Below are 19,961 nucleotides of genomic sequence, written 5' to 3' on the forward strand. Positions count from 1 at the left end.
TCGGGCTTAGTCAAAGACACATAAAAAAGGCCGGTGGATCGATCCACCGGCCTTTTTATCTGTCCTCTTATCGGAGCGTTTAGCTCGAATAATAGAGATCAAACTCAACCGGGCATGGCGTGGTTTCCATGCGCAGCACTTCTTCCCATTTGAGTTCAGCATAGCCTTCCAGCTGGTCCTGGGTGAAGACATCGCCTTTAAGCAGGAATTCGTGATCTTCTTCCAGGGCTTCCAGCGCCTCACGCAGCGAACCTGCTACCGTGGGCACTTCGGCCAGCTCTGCCGGGGGCAGGTCGTAAAGGTTCTTGTCCATCGCCTCGCCCGGATCGATGCGGTTTTCGATGCCGTCGAGACCGGCCATCAGCAGTGCCGAGCTGGAGAGATATGGGTTGGCCAGTGCATCGGGGAAGCGGAATTCAACGCGCTTCGCCTTGTCGCCTGTGCCATAAGGAATACGGCAAGAGGCCGAGCGGTTGCGGCTTGAATAGGCGAGCAGAACCGGTGCCTCAAAGCCCGGCACAAGACGCTTATAGCTGTTGGTGGTCGAATTGGTGAACGCATTGCATGCCTTGGCGTGCTTGATCACGCCGCCGATGAAATGCAGGCAAGTCTCTGACAGGCCAGCATAGCCATTGCCGGCAAAGAGCGGCTTGCCCTCTTTCCAGATCGACATATGGGTGTGCATGCCCGAGCCATTATCGTCCTTGATCGGCTTGGGCATAAAGGTCGCGGTCTTGCCATAGGCATGGGCAACCTGCTGTACGACATATTTATAGATCTGGATGCGGTCACAGGTCTCGGTGAGCTCGCCAAAGGTGAGGCCCAGCTCATGCTGGGCAGCGGCGACCTCATGGTGATGCTTGTCCATCGGCAGGCCCATGGCCTTCAGCACAGAAACCATCTCGCCGCGAATATCCATGCAGCTGTCGACCGGCGCGACCGGGAAATAGCCACCCTTTGCCGTCGGGCGGTGGCCCATATTGCCTGTCTCATATTCCCGGCCGGTATTGGTCGGCAGCTCGATATCATCGATACGGAAGCCGGAACCGGCATAGCCATCTTCATAACGAACATCGTCGAACAGGAAGAATTCCGGTTCAGGGCCGACATAGACAGTGTCGCCAATGCCGGTGGATTTAAGATAGGCCTCGGCGCGCTTGGTGGTCGAGCGCGGGTCGCGGGCGTAGAGCGAACCATCGCCCGGCTCGACAATATCGCAGAACAGCACCATCATCGGCGTCGCCGAGAAGGGATCAATATAGGCGGCTTCCGGATCGGGGCGCAGCACCATGTCGGATTCGTTGATGCTCTTCCAGCCAGCGATGGACGAGCCATCGAACATCAGGCCATCTTCGAGCGCATCCTCGTCAATCACATCGGCGCACATGGAAAGATGCTGCCATTTGCCGCGTGGATCGGTGAAGCGCAGGTCAACCCATTCGATCTCATTCTCTTCAATCTGTTTCAAAATATCGTCAGCTTTATCGGCCATGTTGGGTCTTCCTCAAATTTGCGATTGCGTGGATTATGGATTGGATTTGGGATTGATAGGCACAGGATGTGCAGAATTTGTGACGGTCATACCGCTTTAGAGCGCATCGGCATCTCGCTCGCCGGTGCGGATGCGCAAGACGGTTTCAATCGGCGTGACGAAAATCTTGCCATCGCCGATGCGCCCGGTCTGCGCCGCATTGGCGATGGCTTCAACGGTGCGGTCGGCCAGGCCATCCTCGACGACCACCTCCAGCTTCACCTTGGGCAGAAAATCAACAATGTATTCGGCGCCGCGATAGAGCTCGGTATGGCCCTTTTGGCGGCCAAAGCCCTTGGCTTCGGTGACGGTGATGCCGGACACGCCGACCTCATGCAACGCCTCTTTGACCTCATCGAGCTTGAACGGCTTAATGATTGCTTCGATCTTTTTCATGGGCAAGCTTTCATCTTGTCTTTGATCTGACGTGTACGGATGTTGCGCGAAAACGCGAGTCCCTGACAGGAATGACAAACAATTACCGTGCCAAGTGACAAAGTGCCACAATTGCTTTGCATTAAAAGAGGGTAGCAGTCGGGGATTGCCTATATTTTAGGCAGCGGCCTGTGGCTCTGGCTGCATATTGGGCATCTTGACAGAGCTAATCAGGTGACTTTGCCAATTTCGTCGGCCCCGCCCTTCGACTGCCTGCAAGGCAGGTGTTCAGGATAAACCCGGCTTTGCCGAGCCGGGGCCAGGGCTTTGACTCACGCGGAGACGCGGAGGCGCGGAGAGGTTTGTGCCAAGGATAAAGTCCTCCGCGCCTCCGCGTCTCCGCGTGAATCTAAAACAAACAAGCCTTATCCCCGCCTACGCGGGGATGACGATGGGGAGTAGCGGAAAAGTATGGATGCGCTGGTTCCGCCCTTAATTTCCTGCGCTGTTCTCCTCTGCGCTTTCCGCTTCGGCCACAGTCCGCCCCCATTCAGCACGGTTGATGACATAGCCGCGGATCGTTTCGATCTCGTCCTTGCTCATCACCGGTTCAAAGGCGACCATACCATTTTGGCTGAGCGCACCGTCATGGACGATGGATTGCCATGTCTCTTTATCGCCCAGCACGCCGGAGCGGCGCAGATCGGGCAGGACCCCGCCGCCCACAGCATTGTCGCCATGGCAGACCAGGCAATAGCGCAGATAAAGCTGACGCCCCTCGGCAATTTGTGGTTCGGTGGCGAATTGCTCGGGGATTTTGCTCCAGTCAGGCGTATCGGCTGGCGGCAAGTCGGGTAGGGTGGATTTGCCGCCCAGCTTCATCACGATCAGCCGCGGGATATTGGGCACCGGATTGGCCGCGCCACCGGCAGGTCCGGCGACCAGCGGAAATGCGCCGCCCTTGCTGGTGAGAAAGGCGATATGCTGCTCGCCATCGACCAAAAACGTCGATGCACCGCCAAGTATGCCCGACTGGCTGTCCCAGGACCAGAGCTGCTCGCCGGTCTTGGCGTCATAGGCACGCATTTCGCCCAATGATGTCCCCTGAAACACCAGTCCGCCCGCGGTGGTCATCGTGCCGCCATTCCATGGCGTCTGATGGTCGACAGTCCAGGCGACCTCGCCCTTGGCGGGATCATAGGCCACCAACTGTCCGGTCGTAGCGGCAATCGCGGCTTTCATAAAATTGATGTCATCGGGCATCGAGATGGCTTCATTGCTGCCGCCGGTATTGAAGCCGAGTGACTTGCGCTGGCCGTCCAACTCGGTCAGCGGCGCGAGATAGCCCGATGCGATCTTCTGCGCCGGGATATAGACCAGCCCGGCCTCGGGATTATAGCTCATCGGATGCCAATTATGCGCACCGAGCGCCGAGGGCAGCGAGACAAACAGCTCACCGGTCTTGTAGAAACGTGCCGCCGGATTCTCGATCGGGCGGCCGGTCTCCATGTCATAGCCCTCGGCCCAGTTAATCCCCTCGATAAACGGATTGGCCGAGATCAGCGAACCATCGGTGCGGTCGATGACGAAGAAAAAGCCGTTTTTCGGCGCCTGCATCAGCACCTTGCGTTCCTCGCCCTCGATAGTCAGATCAGCGAGAATGATCGGCTGGGTCGCGGTAAAGTCCCATGTCTCGGCTGGCGTCTCCTGATAGTGCCAGAGATATTCGCCGCTATCGGGTTTTAGCGCCACGACCGAGGACAGGAACAGATTATCGCCTTCGCCATTGGAGCGCAGGCCATGGTTCCACGGATTGCCATTGCCGACGCCGATATAGAGCTGGTCGAGCTCATGGTCATAGACAATCGCGTCCCATACGGTGCCGCCACCGCCCGATTCCTTCCATTCACCGGCATCGGACCAGGTGCGTGCGGCTGCCTGCTGCATCACCTCATCACTCGCCGCGCCATCGGGTTCGCCATCGGGGTTGGGCACGGTGTAGAAGCGCCATTTCATATTGCCGTTTTCGATATCGTAAGCGCTGATATAGCCGCGCACGCCAAATTCGGCGCCGCCATTGCCGATCAGCACCATATCCTTCACCACACGCGGCGCGCCGGTGATGGTATAGGGCTTGGATTGATCGGTGGTCTGCTTCGACCACAGCCGCGCGCCGGTGCCAGCATCGAGCGCGATCAACCGCCCGTCGAGCGTGCCGACAAATACCTTGCCCTGATAGACCGCAACACCGCGATTGACGACATCGCAACAGGCATTCACCGCGACCTTTTTGTCGACCTCGGGATCAAAGCTCCACAATGTTTCGCCATTGCGGGCATCAACCGCCATCACCTTGGACCATGCGGTGGAGATGTAGATAATGCCATCGACCACCACCGGCGTGGCTTCCTGGCCACGCGCATCGGGCAGGTCGACATGGAATATCAGTCCCAGTTCGCTGACATTCTCGGTATTGATCTGTTTCAGCGGGCTATAGCGCTGCTCATCATAGCTAAAGCCGATAGCGGCCCAGTTGCTGCCATCGCCACCGGTCTTGAGATATTCGCCATCGACCATGGTGCTGCCGACGGTTTTTTCCGTGCCACCGCCGTCACTGTTGAGCTGTTCGCAAGCGCCCAATGTAAGGGGCAGCGCTATTGCTGCGGCCACCATACCGATCTGGTTCCAGCCTCTTATGGCCATCGCATTCTCTCCCAATATCTTTTTACAAAGATTAGGCACAGTTGCGGGCTTGGGTCCAGTGGAAATAATAGCCCTCTCCCCTTCAGGGGAGAGGGTTGGGAGAGGGGGCTATCCAAATGGCACTGCGCCTGGACGACAGCCCCCTCCCTTAATCCCTCCCCTGAAGGGGAGGGAGACATGATTGTCATCAATAAGGCGGCTTATGCAATCCGGCAGGACTTTGCGTGAATATCTCGCAGCCATCTTCGGTGATGCCGATGCTATGCTCAAACTGGGCCGAGAGCGACTTGTCACGCGTCACCGCGGTCCAGCCATCGCTGAGAATCTTACCCGCCGGTTTACCGATATTGATCATCGGCTCGATGGTGAAGAACATCCCCGGACGCAATTCCGGTCCGGTGCCCGGTGTGCCGAGATGGACGACCTCAGGCTCGTCATGAAATACGCGCCCCAAACCATGGCCGCAAAAATCACGCACCACGCCATAGCGGTGCTTTTGCGCATGGCTCTGGATCGCATGGCCGATATCGCCGAGATGATTGCCCGGTTTCGCCTGTTCGATGCCCAGCATCAGGCACTCATAGGTCACATCAACCAGCTTGCGCGCCTTTAGCGGCACATCGCCGACGAGAAACATGCGGCTGGTGTCGCCATGCCAGCCATCAACAATCGGCGTCACGTCGATATTGACGATATCGCCGCTCTTCAGCTTCTTGTCGCCGGGGATGCCATGGCAGATGACATGGTTGATCGAGGTACAGCAGCTATGGGTATAGCCACGATAGCCGAGAGTCGCCGGAATACCGCCCTCGCGCAACATATGCTCGCGCACCAGATCGTCCAGTTCGCCGGTGGTGACACCGGGCACAACATGCGGCGCCAATGCGTCGAGTATTTCCGCCGCCAGTCGCCCGGCTTTGCGCATACCGTCGAAACCGGCTGCATCGTGCAATTTGATCGTGCCATCGCGGACCGGCATCGGGCCGTCCGCAGCCAAGGGTGCATATTCAGTCATGCTGGCCGATATAGAGGATGTTATCCCACTTTGCGAGTGCCATTGTCTCCGCTATGAGACGGGCATGACGAGCACAAAAATCTGGACCGCCGGGATGGTGGTTATCGGCGATGAAATCCTTTCCGGACGAACGCAGGACAAGAATGTCGCGCAACTGGCCAAATGGCTGAATGTGCAAGGCATTCGTCTCGCCGAAGTGCGAGTGGTCTCGGATGACGAGGCGGCGATTGTCGAGGCGGTCAACACGCTGCGCGCGCGCAATGATTATCTGTTTACTACCGGCGGTATCGGCCCGACGCATGATGATATCACTGTGGATGCAATCTCCGTGGCGCTCGGCGTTGATGTGGTGGTGCATCCCAAGGCCAAGGCGGTGCTGGAGGCCTATTATGCCGATAAGGGCGGGGTGACCGAGGCGCGATTGCGCATGGCGCGGGTGCCCGATGGCGCGGAGCTGATCGAGAATCGCATGTCCGGCGCGCCGGGGATTCGCCGTGGCAATATCTTTATCATGGCCGGGGTGCCGCATATCATGGCGGGGATGCTCGATGCGCTCACCGGCACATTGGAAGGCGGCGCGCCGTTGATATCCGAGACGCTGGGCTGCTGGACGGCGGAAAGCGAAGTCGCCAATCTGCTCGGCGAAGTGGTGAAGGCCTATCCCGACTGCCAGATTGGCAGCTATCCCTTTTTCCGCGAGGGCCGGGTGGGTGCAAATTTTGTCATACGCTGCACCGATGCCGAGCAACTGGCGCGCTGTGTAGGGGAGCTAAGCACAAAGCTGGACGCAGCGGGCTACCCGGTGACGCCCGGTGGGATTGCTTTGCGGTAAGACATTATAGCCCTCTCTCCTTTAGGGAGAGACATAGTTACTAAGCCAAGCGAAGGCGCTTAGACTTGGGATCTATTAAATCTGATGAGTCGCTTTTCCAATGCAGGTTCCTATTAATTCGTCGGCCCCGCGCAGGCGGGGCCAGGGCTATGGTTTCACGCAACGACGCAAAGACGCAAAGACGCGAAGAGGTCGTGCAAATAGGAACCTTCTTTGCGCCTTCGCGTCTTTGCGTGAGTCTAAAAAAGCCTAGGCCCCGCCTGCGCGGGGCCGACGATAACAGATATCACTGGATAATAGATCCTGAGCCCGGTCGCAGCGGGATGGGCAAGTTTGTGAGATCAATCCTCAGGCGCAATTGCCACTTTCAGACCCGCCAGATCATCTGTCATCGTAATCTGACAGCTCAACCGCGATTGGTCATTGCGGTGGTCGGAGCTTTCCAGAAGATCGTCCTCATCCTCGTCCATTGCGGGCAGCTTGTCGATAAAGGCCTCGTCAACATGGACATGGCAGGTGGCGCAAGAGCAGCAGCCACCACAGAGCGCCAGCAGTTCGTCAAAGCCATTGTCGCGAATGGCTTCCATAACCGACAGTCCGGCTTCGGCCTCAACGGCTTTTTCATTTCCGGCGCGGTCGACAACAATCAATTCTGGCATAATCTGGTTACCCCGTTATCACATTGGCAAAAGAATGGCCGCCCGATGACGAGCGGCTTTGGCGTGGATATGTCGTTCCATGCCGCTTTTTGCAAGGGTGTTTGGCAGCGCCACCAGCGCGCATGATGCAGAGAATAGACGAGACGATATGGGATTAAGCACCGAGCAGTTACGTAATGGCATTGACAGCATCGCCGCTGTCGAGCCGGGAATTGCCCGCGCGCTTGATCTGGTGGGCTATCCCGAACCGCGTCTGCGCCCCACCGGCTATGCAACGCTGCTGCGCACCATAGTCGGCCAGCAAGTCAGCGTCGCCGCTGCCGCATCAGTGTGGAACAAGCTGGAAGGCTTGCTGGGTGAGGACTGCCCGCCCGATGCGCTGATTGCGCAGGATTTTGATGCCCTGCGCGGCTGCGGCCTGTCACGGCAGAAACAGGGCTATGCCCGATCGCTGGCAGAATTGGTGATGTCGGGTGCGGTCAACCTCGATGCTCTGCCCGATGATGACGAAACCGCGATTGCTGAACTCACCCAGATCAAAGGCATTGGCCGCTGGTCGGCAGAGATTTATCTGCTGTTTGCGGTTGGGCGACCCGATATCTGGCCTGCGGGCGATCTGGCGGTGCAGGCCGGGATTGGCAAGATACTGGGATTGGATGAGCGCCCGTCGGAGAAAGAAACCCGCGCGCTGGCTGATCCCTGGTCACCCCATCGCGGCAGCATCGCGATTTTGACTTGGCATTGCTATAATAATGCGGCGTTGTAGGGACCTAATTTTCATTTCGTCGGCCCCGCGCAGGCGGGGCCTAGGTTTTTTTAGAGTCGATTTCATTTACAATTGATCGTCATTGCGAGGAGCGAAGCGACGCGGCAATCCAGAGCAGGCGCGTGTTGCCCTGGATTGCTTCGCTACGCTCGCAATGACGTGTTTCAAGCTAAGTGAAAAACAGTCTAGAATTTCACACAAAGCCACAAAGCCACAAAGCCACTAAGATGTTCTAACGCCTTCGTGCCTTTGTGGCTTTGTGTGAGTCAATTAAGCCCTGGCCCCGCCTGCGCGGGGCCGACGGAATGATAGCATAGCTCTAATCCGGCGCATTCGCCGCGACCCGCACACCTGGGTTTAATCGCCGTACCTCACGCAAAAAGCTTTTCGGCTTTTTCCAGTAATTGGTTTTCGGGTTGGTCTTCAGTCCCAATGTCTGCGCTACCTCGGCGACGAAATGCACGCAATTATGCTTGTTGAGATTATAGCTTTTCTGCGGCCAGTCGCGCCATTCGACCATTTTGGCGATTACCGCATAATATTGCCGGTCGCTCAGCACCATGGAGAAATGCGCATCGCTATTGGCGACATATTTGGGCTTGCTGGTCTCGATCTTGCCCTTGACGGAGCCGAACAGGATGTTGGGCGAGACATTGACGGCGGTAAAGCCGTAATTGATGTCCACTTTGTCTCCGGTGGAATCGAGCGTGCCTTTCAGCACCACAAAGGCGTGCGGGAAGCTGCTACCAAAGTCATGGCTGTAAAAGGTGATGGTGACGGCGGCCTGCGCCGCGCTGGCCCAGAACAGCAGCGGCGCGATGAGAATGACGCAAAAGGCGCGAATGGAAAGCATCTATAACCCCAGTTCCTGTCTTAACCAGCGCGCGGCCTCTGACGGGCTTTGCTTGTCCTCATCCCGGTCAACGCGATAATTGGCGGCGCGCATTTTCTCAACCGGAATTGCGCCGATCAGAGGCTTCAGCGCCGCCACCAGTTTCGCATCCTCGCGGCGCTTGCCGGTCAGCATCAGCATCGCATCATAGCTGGGTACCGCGCCTTCGGGATCGCTCAAAACCACGAAGTTATAGGCGGCAACCCGACCATCGGAAGAAAAGGCGGAAATAACGTCTGCCTGACCGCTGGAGAGCGCGCGATACATAAAGGTCGGTTCAAAGGCGCGCTCTTCCTTGAACCGCAAGGGATAGGCGGCTTTGACCGCCTTCCATTCAGGCCTTTCAAGGAACTCCAGATCGGTGCCGAAGGTGAATTGTGGTGACACGCGCGCCAGATCATCAAGGCTCTCCAGCCCCAGACGCTCGGCATCCTCAGGGCGCACGGCAAAGGCATAGGTGTTCTCAAAACCCAGCGCGCCGACCAGCAGCGTGCCATGCTCGCTATCGACCCAGCTGGTGATTTCTTCCAGCATTTCGCCGCGTGGCTTGCGGTCGGTGCGCTCCATCTCATTGGTCCAGATGGTTCCGGCATAATCGACCGAAATATCGACATCGCCATTGGCCACCGCCTGGAACAGCACCGCCGATCCAAGCCCCTCACGATATTCCACCGCATAGCCGGCTTCTTCCAGCCTCTGACCGACAACGCGGGCGAGAATATATTGCTCGGAAAAACGCTTTGTACCGATAACAATAGTATTGGCATCATCGCCGCCGCCACGCGGCAGCAGCGCCACGACCAGCCCAAGCGCCAACAGACCCAGTCCGGTCCATATCCGCCAGCGGCTGCGATGAGCGATGCCATATTCGACCATGCCGAGCAGGGTGTCGACAAGAATGGCCAACGCCGCCGAAGACAGGCATCCGGCAAGCACCAGCGACCAGTTTTGCGTTTGCAACCCGGCAAAGATCAGATCGCCCAGGCTCGGTTGGCCAACCGTGGTGGAGAGGGTTGCTGCGCCGATGGTCCAGACTGATGCAGTGCGGATACCGGCCATAATGGTGGGGGCAGCGAGCGGTGCCTCGACCAGCCGCAGTTTCTGCGCCGAGGTCATACCGATGCCGTCAGCGGCTTCGGTGAGCGCAGGGTCCACCGCATGCAGCCCGGTCACCGCATTTCTCAGGATCGGCAGCAATGCATAGAGGATCAGCGCCAGTAGTGAGGGCAGAAACCCAAGCGGTGTGATGATATCGCCGAGCAGTGTATTGAGCACCAACAGCAGCGGATAGAAGAGCGCCAGCAAAGCCAGCGCCGGGATCGTCTGGATCAGGCTGGCAAAGCTGAGCGCTATACGCGCCACCACCGGACTGCGCGCGGCCCAGACGGCGAGCGGCAGCGCAATAACCAGCCCCAGCGCCAGCGCGGAAAATGCCAGTTGGATATGCTCGGCAAGCAATTCGGGCACGCGGCCAAAGCTCTCAATAAAAGCCTCGCCAAACAGATCGCTCATGATGCGGCCTGTCCATTGGCCAGCGCCGCACGCCGCGCTTCAACCAGCTTTTCCGCCTGACCGCGCGGCACCGCAACCAGTTCTTCGGCTTCCGGCCCGCAACCACCCGCCAGCAATTCCCCCGGCGTCGCATCGGCGGCGATGCGCCCGCCCGCCATCACCCAGATGCGGTCGGCGACCAGCAGGGCCTCGGCCATATCATGCGTCACCATGATGGTGGTCAGCCCCATATCATCATGCAACCGACGATATTCATGCGCCAGCAGTTCCCGCGTCACAGGGTCGAGGGCGCCAAAGGGTTCATCCATCAGCATCAGCCCCGGCTTGCCCGCCAGCGCCCTCGCGACACCGACACGTTGTTGCTGACCACCGGAAAGCTGATCGGGCATCCGGCTGGCAAAGTCTGTGGGCAGATCAACAAGGGTCAGCAATTCGGCAATATCCTGTGCCGACAAAGGCTCATCGCCCGCCAGCTTCGGCCCGATGCCGATATTCTGGGCGATGGTCATATGCGGGAACAGGCCGATATTCTGAAACACATAGCCAATGGCGCGGCGCAATGTGTGCGCGTCCTGCGTAGTGATATCTTCACCGCCAATGTGCACATTGCCCTTGCTCGGTTCGATCAGGCGGTTGGTCATCTTCAGCAGCGTCGACTTGCCCGACCCCGACGCGCCGACCAGCGCCACTAATGTCCCCGGCGCAATGTCTATGTCCAACGGCGCGACAGCGGTGGTTTCGCCATAATATTTGGCAAGTCCCTGATAAGCGATAGCGGGGCCGCGCGCCGTAGCGGCAGTGTCGGTGTTCATGCTGATGGTGTTGGCCCCCGGCAAGTCATGGTCCAGCTATAGCCATTGCGAGCGCGGTTTGGCCAGCCTATAGCGGGCAGAAGCTATTGACACAGATGTAAAGACTGTGACGGTCAGGAGAGGAAACCGAACATGGCGCAGAAATCGATTTTTATTACCGGCGGTGCATCGGGATTGGGACGTGAGGTAGGCCGTTATTTCGGTGAGCGCGGATGGTTTGTCGGTCTGGCGGACATCAATGCTGAAGGACTGGCCGAAAGTGCTGCGCTGATCCCCGAAGGACAGAGTTCAACCCATATGCTCGACGTCACCAATCGCGAGCAGTGGAAGAGTGTAGTTGCCGAGTTCGCCGAGAAAACCGGCGGCACCATGCATGTGCTGTTCAACAATGCCGGTATTGGCAGCGGCGGGCCGATTCAGGATATGCTCGACGAGGACATTGACAAGCAGATTGCCGTCAATTTCACCGGTGTTCTCAATGGCACCCGCGCCTGTTTTGAGATGCTGAAGAATACAGAAGATAGCTGCATTCTCTACACTGCATCTGCGGCGGGCATTTATGGCGTGGCGGACCTAAGTGTCTATAGCGCAACCAAATTTGCGGTGCGTGGCCTGGCCGAGGCGCATGATATTGAGCTGCGCAAACATGGCATTCGCTCGCGCTCGCTGATGCCTGGCTTTATCGACACCGCGATTATCGGAGAGGTGATTGAGGGCACCAATCAGACTGGCAAGCAACGGCTGGAATCAGCGGGTGTCGAGGTCAGCCCGATCGAGATTATCGGACCCGCCGCCTGGGAAGCGGTGCATGGCGACAAGGTGCACACCCCGGTCAACAAAATGGCGAAACAACTATGGTTCGCCTCGCGCTGGATGCGCGGCCGCCTGCGCAAGCAACAGGTCGAACTGGCGAATATCGGCGATGTTGTCGGCGGAAATTTATAACCCTAGATCAACGCATCAATCTGCTTCGCCAGTGCGATATCCCGCTCGGATAAACCACCGGCATCATGCGTCGTCAGCAAAATTTCCACCCGGTTATAGACGTTTGACCATTCCGGATGATGGTCCGCCTTTTCCGCCAGCAGCGCCACCGAGGACATAAAGCCGAACGCCTCGACAAAATTGCCAAAGGCGAAGCTGCGGGCGATGCCTTTATTGTCCTTGTCATAGGTCCATTGCGGCAGATCCTGGAGCGCGGCGCTGCGCTCGGCTTCGCTTAGGGGGCTGATGGCGGCCATATCGGTGCTGTCCTTTCCTGTCTTTTCGGGGCGAATCATCGCCTTTGTGCATGACAGTAAACCGCTTTTTGGCGCGCCGCTATGTGCAACATGCTTGAGCTTTTGGGCACATTCCGCCATGCCCCGCCAGATTATGGCGGATACACATTCCATCTCTGGTGAACAGGCCCGGCTTTCGGCAAAGTCTTTAGGTTGTCGGCGCGGTGACCGGCTGCTGTTTCGCGGGCTGGATATAGAGCTTGCGCCCGGTGATGCGCTTACCTTGGTTGGGCCCAATGGCATCGGCAAGTCGAGCTTGCTGAGGATAGTTGCCGGACTGTTGCCTATCTTTACCGGATCGCTTGAGGTGACGGGCAATATTGCTCTGTGTGATGACCGCCTGCCGCTCGAAAGCGACCAGACGCTCGCCAAAGCGCTGCGCTTCTGGCAGGCGATTGATGGCATTTCCGATGCCCGCCGTGACGCCGCTTTGGAGGCACTCGATCTGACAGCCCTGGCCGATATTCCGGTGCGGATATTCTCCACCGGTCAGCGCAAGCGTGCGGCACTGGCGCTGATGGCGACGGGCGACGCGCCGATCTGGCTGGTGGATGAGCCTGCCAATGGTCTCGATCAGGCAGCGCTCGAACTGTTGGGTGAACTGTTCAGCGCGCATCGCAATGCTGGCGGGGTCATCCTTGCGGCGTCGCATCTGCCCTTGCCCGGGCTGGGTGATGCCACGCTGGACATTGCCCATTATCAGCCCGATGCAGAGGATGCGCTGTGAGCCGTCCGGGCCTCCCCGCCATATTGCTGCGGCTGATCCGCCGTGATGTGGCCCGCGCCTATGGTCTGGGCGGGGGAGATAGTGGGCAAGGCGGTTTTCTGCTGCCGGTGTTGTTCTTTCTCACCGTCGCCATTCTCTACCCCTTTGCCGTCGGCCCCGATATGCCGCTGCTCTCCCGCACTGGCGGCGGAGTCATCTGGGTCGCGGCGCTGCTGGCGGCGATCCTGCCTATTGATCGGCTGGTGCTCCCCGACCAGCAGACGGGCCATTATGATTTCTACGCGGTGCGCGGAATAGCCGAGGAATGGATAATGGCGGCCAAGATTATCGCCCATTGGCTCAGTTTCGCGCCACCGCTGCTGCTCGCCACGATCATCGCTTCGGCGCTGTTGGGGCAGGATAGCGAACAACTTACCGTGCTGATGACCGGCCTATTGCTGGCCACACCGGGACTGGCGGCGCTGGCGGTATTGATCGCGGCGATCATGGCGGGCCTGCGCTCGGGCACGGCGCTGGGTGGGCTGCTTTTCCTGCCATTGGCCGTACCGATGCTGATCTTTGGCGCAGGCAGTAATGTGCAAGGCGGGCAAAATGGCTTTATGCTGTTGGCGGCGGTTAGCCTGTTTCTAGTGGCCATATCGCCAATCGCGGCTGGTGCCGCAATCCGCGCGGCGCGGGATTGAGCGCGATGGCCGAGAACACTCTCTACGACCTTGCGATCATCGGCGGTGGTATCAACGGCGCGGCGATTGCGCGTGATGCTTCAGGGCGCGGCCTAAAAGTGCTGCTCCTGGAAAAGGGCGATCTGGCGTGCGAGACCAGCAGCGCCTCGAGCAAATTGGTGCATGGCGGCTTGCGCTATCTCGAGCATCTGGAGTTCCGGCTGGTGCGTGAGGCTTTGCTGGAGCGTGAGGTGCTGTTGCAATCGGCGCCGCATATTATCTGGCCGCTACGGATCGTACTGCCGCATAACACAAACCTGCGTCCTGCCTGGATGCTGCGGCTGGGATTGTTTCTCTATGACAATCTTGGCGCGCGCAAAATCCTGCCCGGCACAGAGACTGTCGATCTGCATCAGCCGCCCTATGCCGGGATATTGCAGGAGCACTTGCAAAAGGGGTTCTCCTTTGCCGATTGCTGGACCGATGATGCGCGCATGGTGGTGTTGAACGCGCTCGATGCGGCGGAGCGCGGTGCCGATATCCGGGTACGCACCCGTTGTAGCGGGTTGAAGCGCGAAGATGCGCATTGGCATATCACCGCCGAGACAGCGGAAGGTGAGAAACAGTTTCAAGCACGCGCTGTGGTCAATGCGGCGGGCATGGCGGTGGACGATATCTTGAACCGCGCCTATCCCGGCAGCAACCGACAGAATCTGCGCCTTGTGAAGGGCAGTCATATCGTCGTGCGGCGGCTCTATCTGGGGGAGCATCTCTATATGTTCCAGAATAGCGACAAGCGTATCGTGTTCGCCATCCCCTATGAGCGCGATTTCACCCTGATCGGGACTACCGACACCCCCTATGATCCTGCCGATGGGCCGCCGGAGATATCAGAGGCAGAGACGGAATATCTGCTCTCTATAGCGAATGAGTATTTCGCCACGCCGGTGACGCGGCAGGATATTGTCTGGACCTATTCCGGCGTGCGGCCGCTTTATGATGACAAGGCGGACAATGCCTCGACGGTGACGCGCGACTATGTGTTTGATCTCGATGCGCCGGAGGATGGTGCGGCCTTGCTCTCCATCTTTGGCGGCAAGATCACCACCTGTCGTAAGCTCGCCGAACATGCGATGGAAAAGCTGGCTGACCCATTGGGGCTGAGCGAAGATAGCGGACCGGAAAAACCGGGCTGGACGGCACATAAGGCGCTGCCGGGCGGCGATATCGCCGATGCGGATTTTGATGCGTTCTTTGCCGAGTTGGAGGCTAGTTATCTTTGGATGCCTCAGGATATGCTGTGGCGCATGGGCCGCTGCTATGGCACGCGTATTCATAATATCATCGGCAATTGTGATCGGATGGAGCAACTCGGCGCTCAGTTTGGTGGCGGCCTCAGCGAAGCCGAGGTGCGTTATCTTGTCGATCAGGAATGGGCGCGGGAAGCCGAGGACATCCTCTGGCGTCGCACCAAATGCGGCTTGCATATGAGCGAGGCGGAGCAGGCGGACTTCCACGAATGGTTTGCAAAGAGTTTCACGCGGAGACGCGAAGACGCGGAGAGCTAAAAGCCCTCTCCCCTTCAGGGGAGAGGGTTGGGAGAGGGGGCGTTCCAAAGGCGCAACGCAAGTGGATAACCCCCTCCCTTAATCCCTCCCCTGAAGGGGAGGGAGACCAATCTCTCCGCGGCTCCGCGCCTCCGCGTGAACTATAACACCCCAAAGCCTAACTTTCTTGCCGTTCCCGCCATGGCGGACTATGTGAAAGGGCATGAACACGATGATACCGCCTATGGCTACAGGCTCGACCCTTGATCTGATCGGTGACACCCCATTGGTCCGCCTCAAAGGCCCCAGCGATGAAGCCGGCTGTGAGATTTACGGCAAGTGCGAATATGCCAATCCCGGATCCTCGGTGAAGGATCGGGCGGCGCTTTACATGATCCGCGATGCCGAAGCACGCGGCGAGTTAAAGCCGGGTGGCACGGTTATCGAAGGTACGGCGGGCAATACCGGCATCGGCATCGCGCTGGTGGCCAATGCGCTGGGGTATAAAACTGTTATTGTCATGCCCGACAATCAGTCAAAAGAGAAAATGGATACGCTGCGGGCCTTGGGGGCCAAACTTGTGCTGGTCCCACCGACCAAATATGCGGACCCGGCCCATTTCCAGCATGTTTCGCGTCGGATGGCCGAAGAAACCGAAGGCGCGGTTTGGGCCGGGCAGTTTGACAATATTGCTAATCGCCGTGCGCATATTGAGGGCACCAGCAAGGAAATCTGGGAACAGTTGGAGGGCAGGGTTGACGGCTTCACCTGTGCGGCGGGAACTGGCGGAACTATATCCGGGGTTGGCATGGGGCTGAAGGAAAAAGACCAGAATGTCTGCATCGCACTGACCGACCCGCATGGTGCAGCACTGTATAATTATTATGCGCATGGTGAGTTGAAATCCGAAGGGTCGTCGGTAGCCGAAGGGATAGGGCAGGGCCGCATCACCGCCAATCTGGAAGGCGCACCGATTGATACTCAATTCCGCATTTCCGATGAGGAAGGGCTGGTCTGGGTCCGTCGTTTGCTGGCCGAGGAAGGGCTGTGCCTTGGCCTTTCATCGGGCATCAATGTTGCCGGCGCTATCGAATTGGGCAAACAACTGGCCAAGGAGCGCGGCAGCGATACGCGGGTGGTGACGATATTGTGCGATACCGGTTTCCGTTACCTTTCGACGCTGTACAATCCGGAATGGCTGCGCAAGAAGGAACTGCCGGTCTTTCCGTGGCTTGATGAAGAAGGAACAAGCGCATGAACCAGCAGCCGCTTGGCACCCGCAATGACAGCCATGTGCTGCAGCGCCTGCAAATCGGCTCGGTCGGGGTGATTGCGGTTTTGCTGATGGTGGCGATGGCGAGTCTGGTATTGGAAGGCGCGAGCGATGAGCCTTCGGTTGATCCGCTGGCCGCGCAGGAACCGGCGGAACAATCAGCAGAAGCGCCACCTGCCGAAGATCAGCCTAATGAACCTTTGGTGGATCTCGGGGTTGTGCCGGATATAGCACCCGATGAAAGCCTGGGTGATCCGGAAGAGGTGCTGAACGAGGACGAGGTGCCGGATCTCCCCAACGCACCCGGCGACGCGGAACCGGCAGCGCAAGGGCAGACCCAGCAATAGCGCGCATGGCGAACAAGAAGCGTAAGGCGAAGGCAGCGGTGATGGCAGTGACGACCGCATTGACAGTGGCAATCGGCACGGTACTCGGCCTGTCCGCCAGCATGACAGGCGGCGCCGATATGCGCGCCAGTCTTGATATTGCGCCGAGCCCCTTCAAGGACCGGAAGGTCGCAATGCTCACCAGCCTGCCGCTGTTTACACCGGAAGCTTATGACATTGCCGATCAGCTGGCGGCGACTAACTATCACCCGCTGGGTGAAACGCTTAACCAGCGCTATGCATTGGGCGTGCATGATGTTCTGGAGGCCGGGCTGGCTGACGATCCGGAACTGCTCATATTGGCGCAGGCACGTCCTTTTACTCCGGATGAACTGGTGCAGTTTGACGATTGGCTACGCGCGGGCGGTGAGGCTTTGGTGTTTGCCGATCCCATGCTGCACTGGCCCAGCATCTTCCATTATGGTGATCCCCGGCGGCCCGAAGGCGTCACCTTGCTCTCGCCGCTGTTTGCGCATTGGGGGCTGGAACAGCGTATTGACGAGAATCAACCGGAGGAAACGTGGCTGGTTCGTGTCGACAGCGATATCGTGCCCGTTATGCAGGCGGGACATTTTGTCATTCAACCGACCGACACCGATGACTCATGCACAGTGCGCGCTAGCGGCCTGATCGCTGATTGCCGTGTCGGCAAGGGCAGGGTGCAGGTGATCGCCGATGCCGAAATGCTGCAACCGCAGTATTTCGGCATCGACTCTGACCATGCGGACCCTGGTCATACTCATAGCAGCGCAGAACTGCACGGTACCGGTGCAGTGGTCATCGACTGGATTGACGCGATGCTATCGCGTTAATTAGCTGATATCCTTAGTCTCCATGCTGCTGCCAATCTGTCTCGAGGCATAGCGATTTGCGCCCTATTTCAGAGCCGAGGCCCATTTCTCGATGACCTCAATGCCTTTATGCGTCATATGGATGTAGACGACACGCTTGTCGGACGTGTCTTCAATACGCTCGATATAGCCTTCATTTTGCAACGCCGATATGTGCCTTAGCGCTGTCGTGGGCGGTGCTCCTGATGCGATGCAGGCGCTGGTTATGCTGATGGCTTTACCGGCATGGTGTGCGGAATAAAGGTCAAGCAGTATATTCCAGGAGGGCTCCCCAAAAAGGTCCTTTTGGAATATTTCATCGCGGACATTGCGGGCGGCAAGATGTGCGCGGACAAGCGGCTCGACCTCTAAAGGCGACTTTGGCTTGCTGTCCTGTCTCTCTGCAGGTTCCGAGATGTGCTCTATGCGAGAAAGCGCATTGCAGTCCGATAGGACATCGTGCCGCTGTTGCTCACCTTCAATCTCAATCAACCTCTGGACAATGCTCTCGGTGGCTTCGAGCATGATGTAGAGCGATTCAGCGGTCGAGAGGAACTCGTGCTTTTGATGAGAGTCTATTTTCATAACCGGACGCTCCTCTTGAGCGGGTAAGCCATATGCCAATCACCATTGAGAGGAGTGTTGGAATGGCCCAGAATCCCTGAATCATCTGATATACTTCCGGCAGGAAGCTGGGAGCAATCAGCGATGCCATGTGCGTGATGACTGCTACGGAATGGATGCCGCAAGCCCATAACGGCCAAAAATACCTGCTTGATAAGGCCAGCCAATAGAGTCCGGCGAGCAGGATCACATCGACCAGGAAGATGCCGAATACCAGACTGACCCATGGGCTCAGCGTATCTGCAAAGTACGAGGCTACCGTTGCTGCTACAAACAGCAGCGCCGCTATCCTCCCGTCTCTTTCGCCCGCTATGATACCATATATGCAGGCGAAAAAGGCGAGGGCGATAAAAAGAATACCGATAATCATATGGGTTAACGGCAACCATTTCTAATTCCTGATCGCAAGAACAATCGTGCAGGCGATCTTCAGCTATCCGCCAGATCGGCGTTTGCTTGATCTTCGATCGCGCTGCCGGTGACCTGATGTATTCCGTTCGGGCAACCAAAGCTGACCGTCCGCAGATTGCTCTCTGCCTGGATTTTGGAGAGCTGCTTGATCGTTCGCGCCATTTGCTCACGCCCTTCAACAAAGCCGTTAAGCGCGGCAGTGGTCGAACGCAAAAGACCCTGACTTGTGCTGACCGGAAGCGCAGATGCTTCAGAGACCTGCAAAATGGAATTGGTCAGGGTAAGATTATCGGTGATGGCAGCATCAATTGAGCGCAATCCCTTTTGCACATCTGAGGCAACAATTTGACCATTATTATCTTCGATTTTATGCATGACTTCTCCCCTGCGCAAAAGCGCATGATCCTTGTCCAGTTTTTGAATGGATCAGATGATGACCGTCATCACAGTGGCAATGATAAGCATGATTGCCGTTCCGATTGATGCTGCGACAATGGCGATCTGCAAGATGTGCAGTGTTCGTCGTTGCCAACTCAGATCATTAGTCTGTCCCTCCAGCGGTGGCATGCTTACCAGTGATCGCCAAAATGAGTGACCAGCAGTCTGCGGTGCCTGAACATCAAGCTCATCCGATTCCGAAGAATTTTCAATCGCTGCCGGTTGACTAGGCATTTTTTGCCTAGTGTTTTCCCGGTCCAGCATTCGCGATGCAACGAAGCGATCGCTTGCACCGAGCTTCTCAACCGCAGCATGGATATGGTTGTCTACCGTTGACGGGGCGAGGCCCAATTCCAATGCGATTTCTTTTGACCGCATACCTTTGCCAACCAGCCGCAAGCAATCAATCTGGCGTGGGGTTAAAGCTGTTTCGACATTCTGAGGCAATGCTGACCCTACTTCCTCACTTTTTACGACATGTTTTTCATTGGACTATCCGTGTGGTCAGATTTTGCAATAAGTTGCATGTGTAAAATATTTCGGTGCGCGTCCCTAAGCTGCAGTCGCGTTAGCTTCTAAAAACGAAAGCAAAAGGCTTGTAAAATATTGAACAAAAGGTGAATTTTTGTGAGAATGCAATTCAACTGAGCCCTAGGGCGAAAAAATATTCAATAAAAACAGTGCTT

22 protein-coding genes are annotated in these 19,961 nt (G+C 57.6%); 9 read left to right on the forward strand and 13 right to left on the reverse strand.

All coding sequences use genetic code 11. The features are described 5' to 3' along the window. Positions 1-79: 79 nt before the first annotated feature. The 4 genes from glnA to map all read right to left on the reverse strand — a co-directional run bounded on the left by glnA (position 80) and on the right by map (position 5,624). Positions 80-1,492, reverse strand: a complete 1,413-nt coding sequence (glnA, locus tag RB602_RS05255) for a type I glutamate--ammonia ligase (protein ID WP_317083599.1) — start codon at positions 1,490-1,492, stop codon at positions 80-82. Between the two features lie 96 nt (positions 1,493-1,588). Beyond that, a complete protein-coding gene (locus RB602_RS05260) occupies positions 1,589-1,927 on the reverse strand; it encodes a P-II family nitrogen regulator (RefSeq protein ID WP_317083601.1) in 339 nt (112 codons plus the stop codon). 471 nt (positions 1,928-2,398) lie between these two features. Then, positions 2,399-4,609, reverse strand: a complete 2,211-nt coding sequence (locus RB602_RS05265) for a PQQ-dependent dehydrogenase, methanol/ethanol family (protein ID WP_317083602.1) — start codon at positions 4,607-4,609, stop codon at positions 2,399-2,401. 187 nt (positions 4,610-4,796) lie between these two features. Further along, complete coding sequence (gene map, locus RB602_RS05270) at positions 4,797-5,624, reverse strand: type I methionyl aminopeptidase (RefSeq protein ID WP_317083604.1); 828 nt, start codon at positions 5,622-5,624, stop codon at positions 4,797-4,799. A 64-nt stretch (positions 5,625-5,688) separates the two neighbouring features. On the opposite strand from map, the gene RB602_RS05275 reads away from it, so the two are divergent. Beyond that, positions 5,689-6,456: a competence/damage-inducible protein A gene (locus tag RB602_RS05275; protein ID WP_317083606.1), complete on the forward strand. Its 768-nt coding sequence runs from the start codon at positions 5,689-5,691 to the stop codon at positions 6,454-6,456. 341 nt (positions 6,457-6,797) lie between these two features. On the opposite strand, the gene RB602_RS05280 is transcribed toward RB602_RS05275, so the two are convergent. After that, positions 6,798-7,115 carry a 2Fe-2S iron-sulfur cluster-binding protein gene (locus RB602_RS05280; protein WP_317083608.1) on the reverse strand — a complete coding sequence of 106 codons (318 nt, stop codon included), beginning with the start codon at positions 7,113-7,115 and terminating at the stop codon, positions 6,798-6,800. A 148-nt stretch (positions 7,116-7,263) separates the two neighbouring features. Here RB602_RS05280 and RB602_RS05285 point away from each other — a divergent pair, with 148 nt between their 5' ends. Further along, the gene (locus RB602_RS05285) at positions 7,264-7,881 is read left to right on the forward strand and encodes a DNA-3-methyladenine glycosylase family protein (RefSeq protein WP_317084427.1); all 618 of its coding nucleotides are present in this window, start codon (positions 7,264-7,266) and stop codon (positions 7,879-7,881) included. Positions 7,882-8,200: 319 nt separating this feature from the next. Here RB602_RS05285 and RB602_RS05290 read toward each other — a convergent pair whose 3' ends face one another. The 3 genes from RB602_RS05290 to RB602_RS05300 are packed head-to-tail and all read right to left on the reverse strand — an operon-like array spanning position 8,201 to position 11,097. Continuing rightward, entirely contained in the window at positions 8,201-8,734 is a 534-nt protein-coding gene (locus tag RB602_RS05290) for a hypothetical protein (RefSeq protein ID WP_317083610.1), read from the reverse strand. Next, positions 8,735-10,285 carry an ABC transporter permease/substrate-binding protein gene (locus RB602_RS05295; protein ID WP_317083611.1) on the reverse strand — a complete coding sequence of 517 codons (1,551 nt, stop codon included), beginning with the start codon at positions 10,283-10,285 and terminating at the stop codon, positions 8,735-8,737. Beyond that, entirely contained in the window at positions 10,282-11,097 is an 816-nt protein-coding gene (locus RB602_RS05300; RefSeq protein WP_317083614.1) for an ATP-binding cassette domain-containing protein, read from the reverse strand. The genes RB602_RS05295 and RB602_RS05300 overlap by 4 nt, the downstream gene beginning before the upstream one ends. A 132-nt stretch (positions 11,098-11,229) precedes the next feature. Between RB602_RS05300 and RB602_RS05305 the strand changes: the two genes are divergently transcribed. Then, complete coding sequence (locus RB602_RS05305; protein ID WP_317083615.1) at positions 11,230-12,042, forward strand: SDR family oxidoreductase; 813 nt, start codon at positions 11,230-11,232, stop codon at positions 12,040-12,042. Between the two features lie 2 nt (positions 12,043-12,044). Here RB602_RS05305 and RB602_RS05310 read toward each other — a convergent pair whose 3' ends face one another. After that, a complete protein-coding gene (locus tag RB602_RS05310) occupies positions 12,045-12,338 on the reverse strand; it encodes a 4a-hydroxytetrahydrobiopterin dehydratase (RefSeq protein ID WP_317083617.1) in 294 nt (97 codons plus the stop codon). Between the two features lie 118 nt (positions 12,339-12,456). Between RB602_RS05310 and ccmA the strand changes: the two genes are divergently transcribed. The 6 genes from ccmA to RB602_RS05340 all read left to right on the forward strand — a co-directional run bounded on the left by ccmA (position 12,457) and on the right by RB602_RS05340 (position 17,784). Beyond that, complete coding sequence (gene ccmA, locus RB602_RS05315) at positions 12,457-13,104, forward strand: heme ABC exporter ATP-binding protein CcmA (RefSeq protein ID WP_317083618.1); 648 nt, start codon at positions 12,457-12,459, stop codon at positions 13,102-13,104. Continuing rightward, entirely contained in the window at positions 13,101-13,787 is a 687-nt protein-coding gene (locus RB602_RS05320) for a heme exporter protein CcmB (protein ID WP_317083619.1), read from the forward strand. The genes ccmA and RB602_RS05320 overlap by 4 nt, the downstream gene beginning before the upstream one ends. Before the next feature lie 5 nt (positions 13,788-13,792). Continuing rightward, the gene (gene glpD / locus RB602_RS05325; RefSeq protein ID WP_317083620.1) at positions 13,793-15,334 is read left to right on the forward strand and encodes a glycerol-3-phosphate dehydrogenase; all 1,542 of its coding nucleotides are present in this window, start codon (positions 13,793-13,795) and stop codon (positions 15,332-15,334) included. Between the two features lie 211 nt (positions 15,335-15,545). Further along, positions 15,546-16,571: a cysteine synthase A gene (locus RB602_RS05330; protein ID WP_317084428.1), complete on the forward strand. Its 1,026-nt coding sequence runs from the start codon at positions 15,546-15,548 to the stop codon at positions 16,569-16,571. Next, a complete protein-coding gene (locus RB602_RS05335; protein WP_317083621.1) occupies positions 16,568-16,933 on the forward strand; it encodes a hypothetical protein in 366 nt (121 codons plus the stop codon). The genes RB602_RS05330 and RB602_RS05335 overlap by 4 nt, the downstream gene beginning before the upstream one ends. A 5-nt stretch (positions 16,934-16,938) precedes the next feature. Continuing rightward, positions 16,939-17,784, forward strand: a complete 846-nt coding sequence (locus RB602_RS05340) for a Gldg family protein (RefSeq protein WP_317083623.1) — start codon at positions 16,939-16,941, stop codon at positions 17,782-17,784. 63 nt (positions 17,785-17,847) lie between these two features. Here the strand turns inward: RB602_RS05340 and RB602_RS05345 are convergent, their stop codons facing one another. Genes RB602_RS05345 through RB602_RS05360 form a run of 4 tightly spaced genes read right to left on the reverse strand, consistent with a single transcriptional unit; the run spans position 17,848 to position 19,722 of the window. Next, complete coding sequence (locus RB602_RS05345) at positions 17,848-18,387, reverse strand: hypothetical protein (protein ID WP_317083625.1); 540 nt, start codon at positions 18,385-18,387, stop codon at positions 17,848-17,850. Beyond that, entirely contained in the window at positions 18,341-18,796 is a 456-nt protein-coding gene (locus tag RB602_RS05350; protein ID WP_317083627.1) for a hypothetical protein, read from the reverse strand. Before RB602_RS05350 ends, RB602_RS05345 begins: the two co-directional genes overlap by 47 nt. Before the next feature lie 59 nt (positions 18,797-18,855). After that, positions 18,856-19,212 (reverse strand): hypothetical protein, encoded by a 357-nt coding sequence (locus tag RB602_RS05355; RefSeq protein ID WP_317083629.1) that lies wholly within the window; start codon positions 19,210-19,212, stop codon positions 18,856-18,858. Positions 19,213-19,263: 51 nt separating this feature from the next. Then, positions 19,264-19,722, reverse strand: a complete 459-nt coding sequence (locus RB602_RS05360) for a helix-turn-helix domain-containing protein (RefSeq protein WP_317083631.1) — start codon at positions 19,720-19,722, stop codon at positions 19,264-19,266. Between the last annotated feature and the right edge of the window lie 239 nt (positions 19,723-19,961).

Origin of the sequence: Parasphingorhabdus sp. SCSIO 66989, from assembly GCF_032852305.1 — a bacterium.
GTDB classification, from domain to species: domain Bacteria; phylum Pseudomonadota; class Alphaproteobacteria; order Sphingomonadales; family Sphingomonadaceae; genus Alterisphingorhabdus; species Alterisphingorhabdus coralli.

Coding starts and splice junctions, on each gene's coding strand:
- RB602_RS05350 (WP_317083627.1), bottom strand. CDS start 18,796: ATGATTATCGGTATTCTTTTTATCGCCCTCGCCTTTTTCGCCTGCATA.
- RB602_RS05305 (WP_317083615.1), top strand. CDS start 11,230: ATGGCGCAGAAATCGATTTTTATTACCGGCGGTGCATCGGGATTGGGA.
- RB602_RS05335 (WP_317083621.1), top strand. CDS start 16,568: ATGAACCAGCAGCCGCTTGGCACCCGCAATGACAGCCATGTGCTGCAG.
- map (WP_317083604.1), bottom strand. CDS start 5,624: ATGACTGAATATGCACCCTTGGCTGCGGACGGCCCGATGCCGGTCCGC.
- RB602_RS05285 (WP_317084427.1), top strand. CDS start 7,264: ATGGGATTAAGCACCGAGCAGTTACGTAATGGCATTGACAGCATCGCC.
- RB602_RS05345 (WP_317083625.1), bottom strand. CDS start 18,387: ATGAAAATAGACTCTCATCAAAAGCACGAGTTCCTCTCGACCGCTGAA.
- RB602_RS05340 (WP_317083623.1), top strand. CDS start 16,939: ATGGCGAACAAGAAGCGTAAGGCGAAGGCAGCGGTGATGGCAGTGACG.
- RB602_RS05300 (WP_317083614.1), bottom strand. CDS start 11,097: ATGAACACCGACACTGCCGCTACGGCGCGCGGCCCCGCTATCGCTTAT.
- RB602_RS05275 (WP_317083606.1), top strand. CDS start 5,689: ATGACGAGCACAAAAATCTGGACCGCCGGGATGGTGGTTATCGGCGAT.
- ccmA (WP_317083618.1), top strand. CDS start 12,457: ATGCCCCGCCAGATTATGGCGGATACACATTCCATCTCTGGTGAACAG.
- glpD (WP_317083620.1), top strand. CDS start 13,793: ATGGCCGAGAACACTCTCTACGACCTTGCGATCATCGGCGGTGGTATC.
- RB602_RS05310 (WP_317083617.1), bottom strand. CDS start 12,338: ATGGCCGCCATCAGCCCCCTAAGCGAAGCCGAGCGCAGCGCCGCGCTC.
- glnA (WP_317083599.1), bottom strand. CDS start 1,492: ATGGCCGATAAAGCTGACGATATTTTGAAACAGATTGAAGAGAATGAG.
- RB602_RS05265 (WP_317083602.1), bottom strand. CDS start 4,609: ATGGCCATAAGAGGCTGGAACCAGATCGGTATGGTGGCCGCAGCAATA.
- RB602_RS05295 (WP_317083611.1), bottom strand. CDS start 10,285: ATGAGCGATCTGTTTGGCGAGGCTTTTATTGAGAGCTTTGGCCGCGTG.
- RB602_RS05260 (WP_317083601.1), bottom strand. CDS start 1,927: ATGAAAAAGATCGAAGCAATCATTAAGCCGTTCAAGCTCGATGAGGTC.
- RB602_RS05290 (WP_317083610.1), bottom strand. CDS start 8,734: ATGCTTTCCATTCGCGCCTTTTGCGTCATTCTCATCGCGCCGCTGCTG.
- RB602_RS05330 (WP_317084428.1), top strand. CDS start 15,546: ATGATACCGCCTATGGCTACAGGCTCGACCCTTGATCTGATCGGTGAC.
- RB602_RS05280 (WP_317083608.1), bottom strand. CDS start 7,115: ATGCCAGAATTGATTGTTGTCGACCGCGCCGGAAATGAAAAAGCCGTT.
- RB602_RS05355 (WP_317083629.1), bottom strand. CDS start 19,212: ATGCATAAAATCGAAGATAATAATGGTCAAATTGTTGCCTCAGATGTG.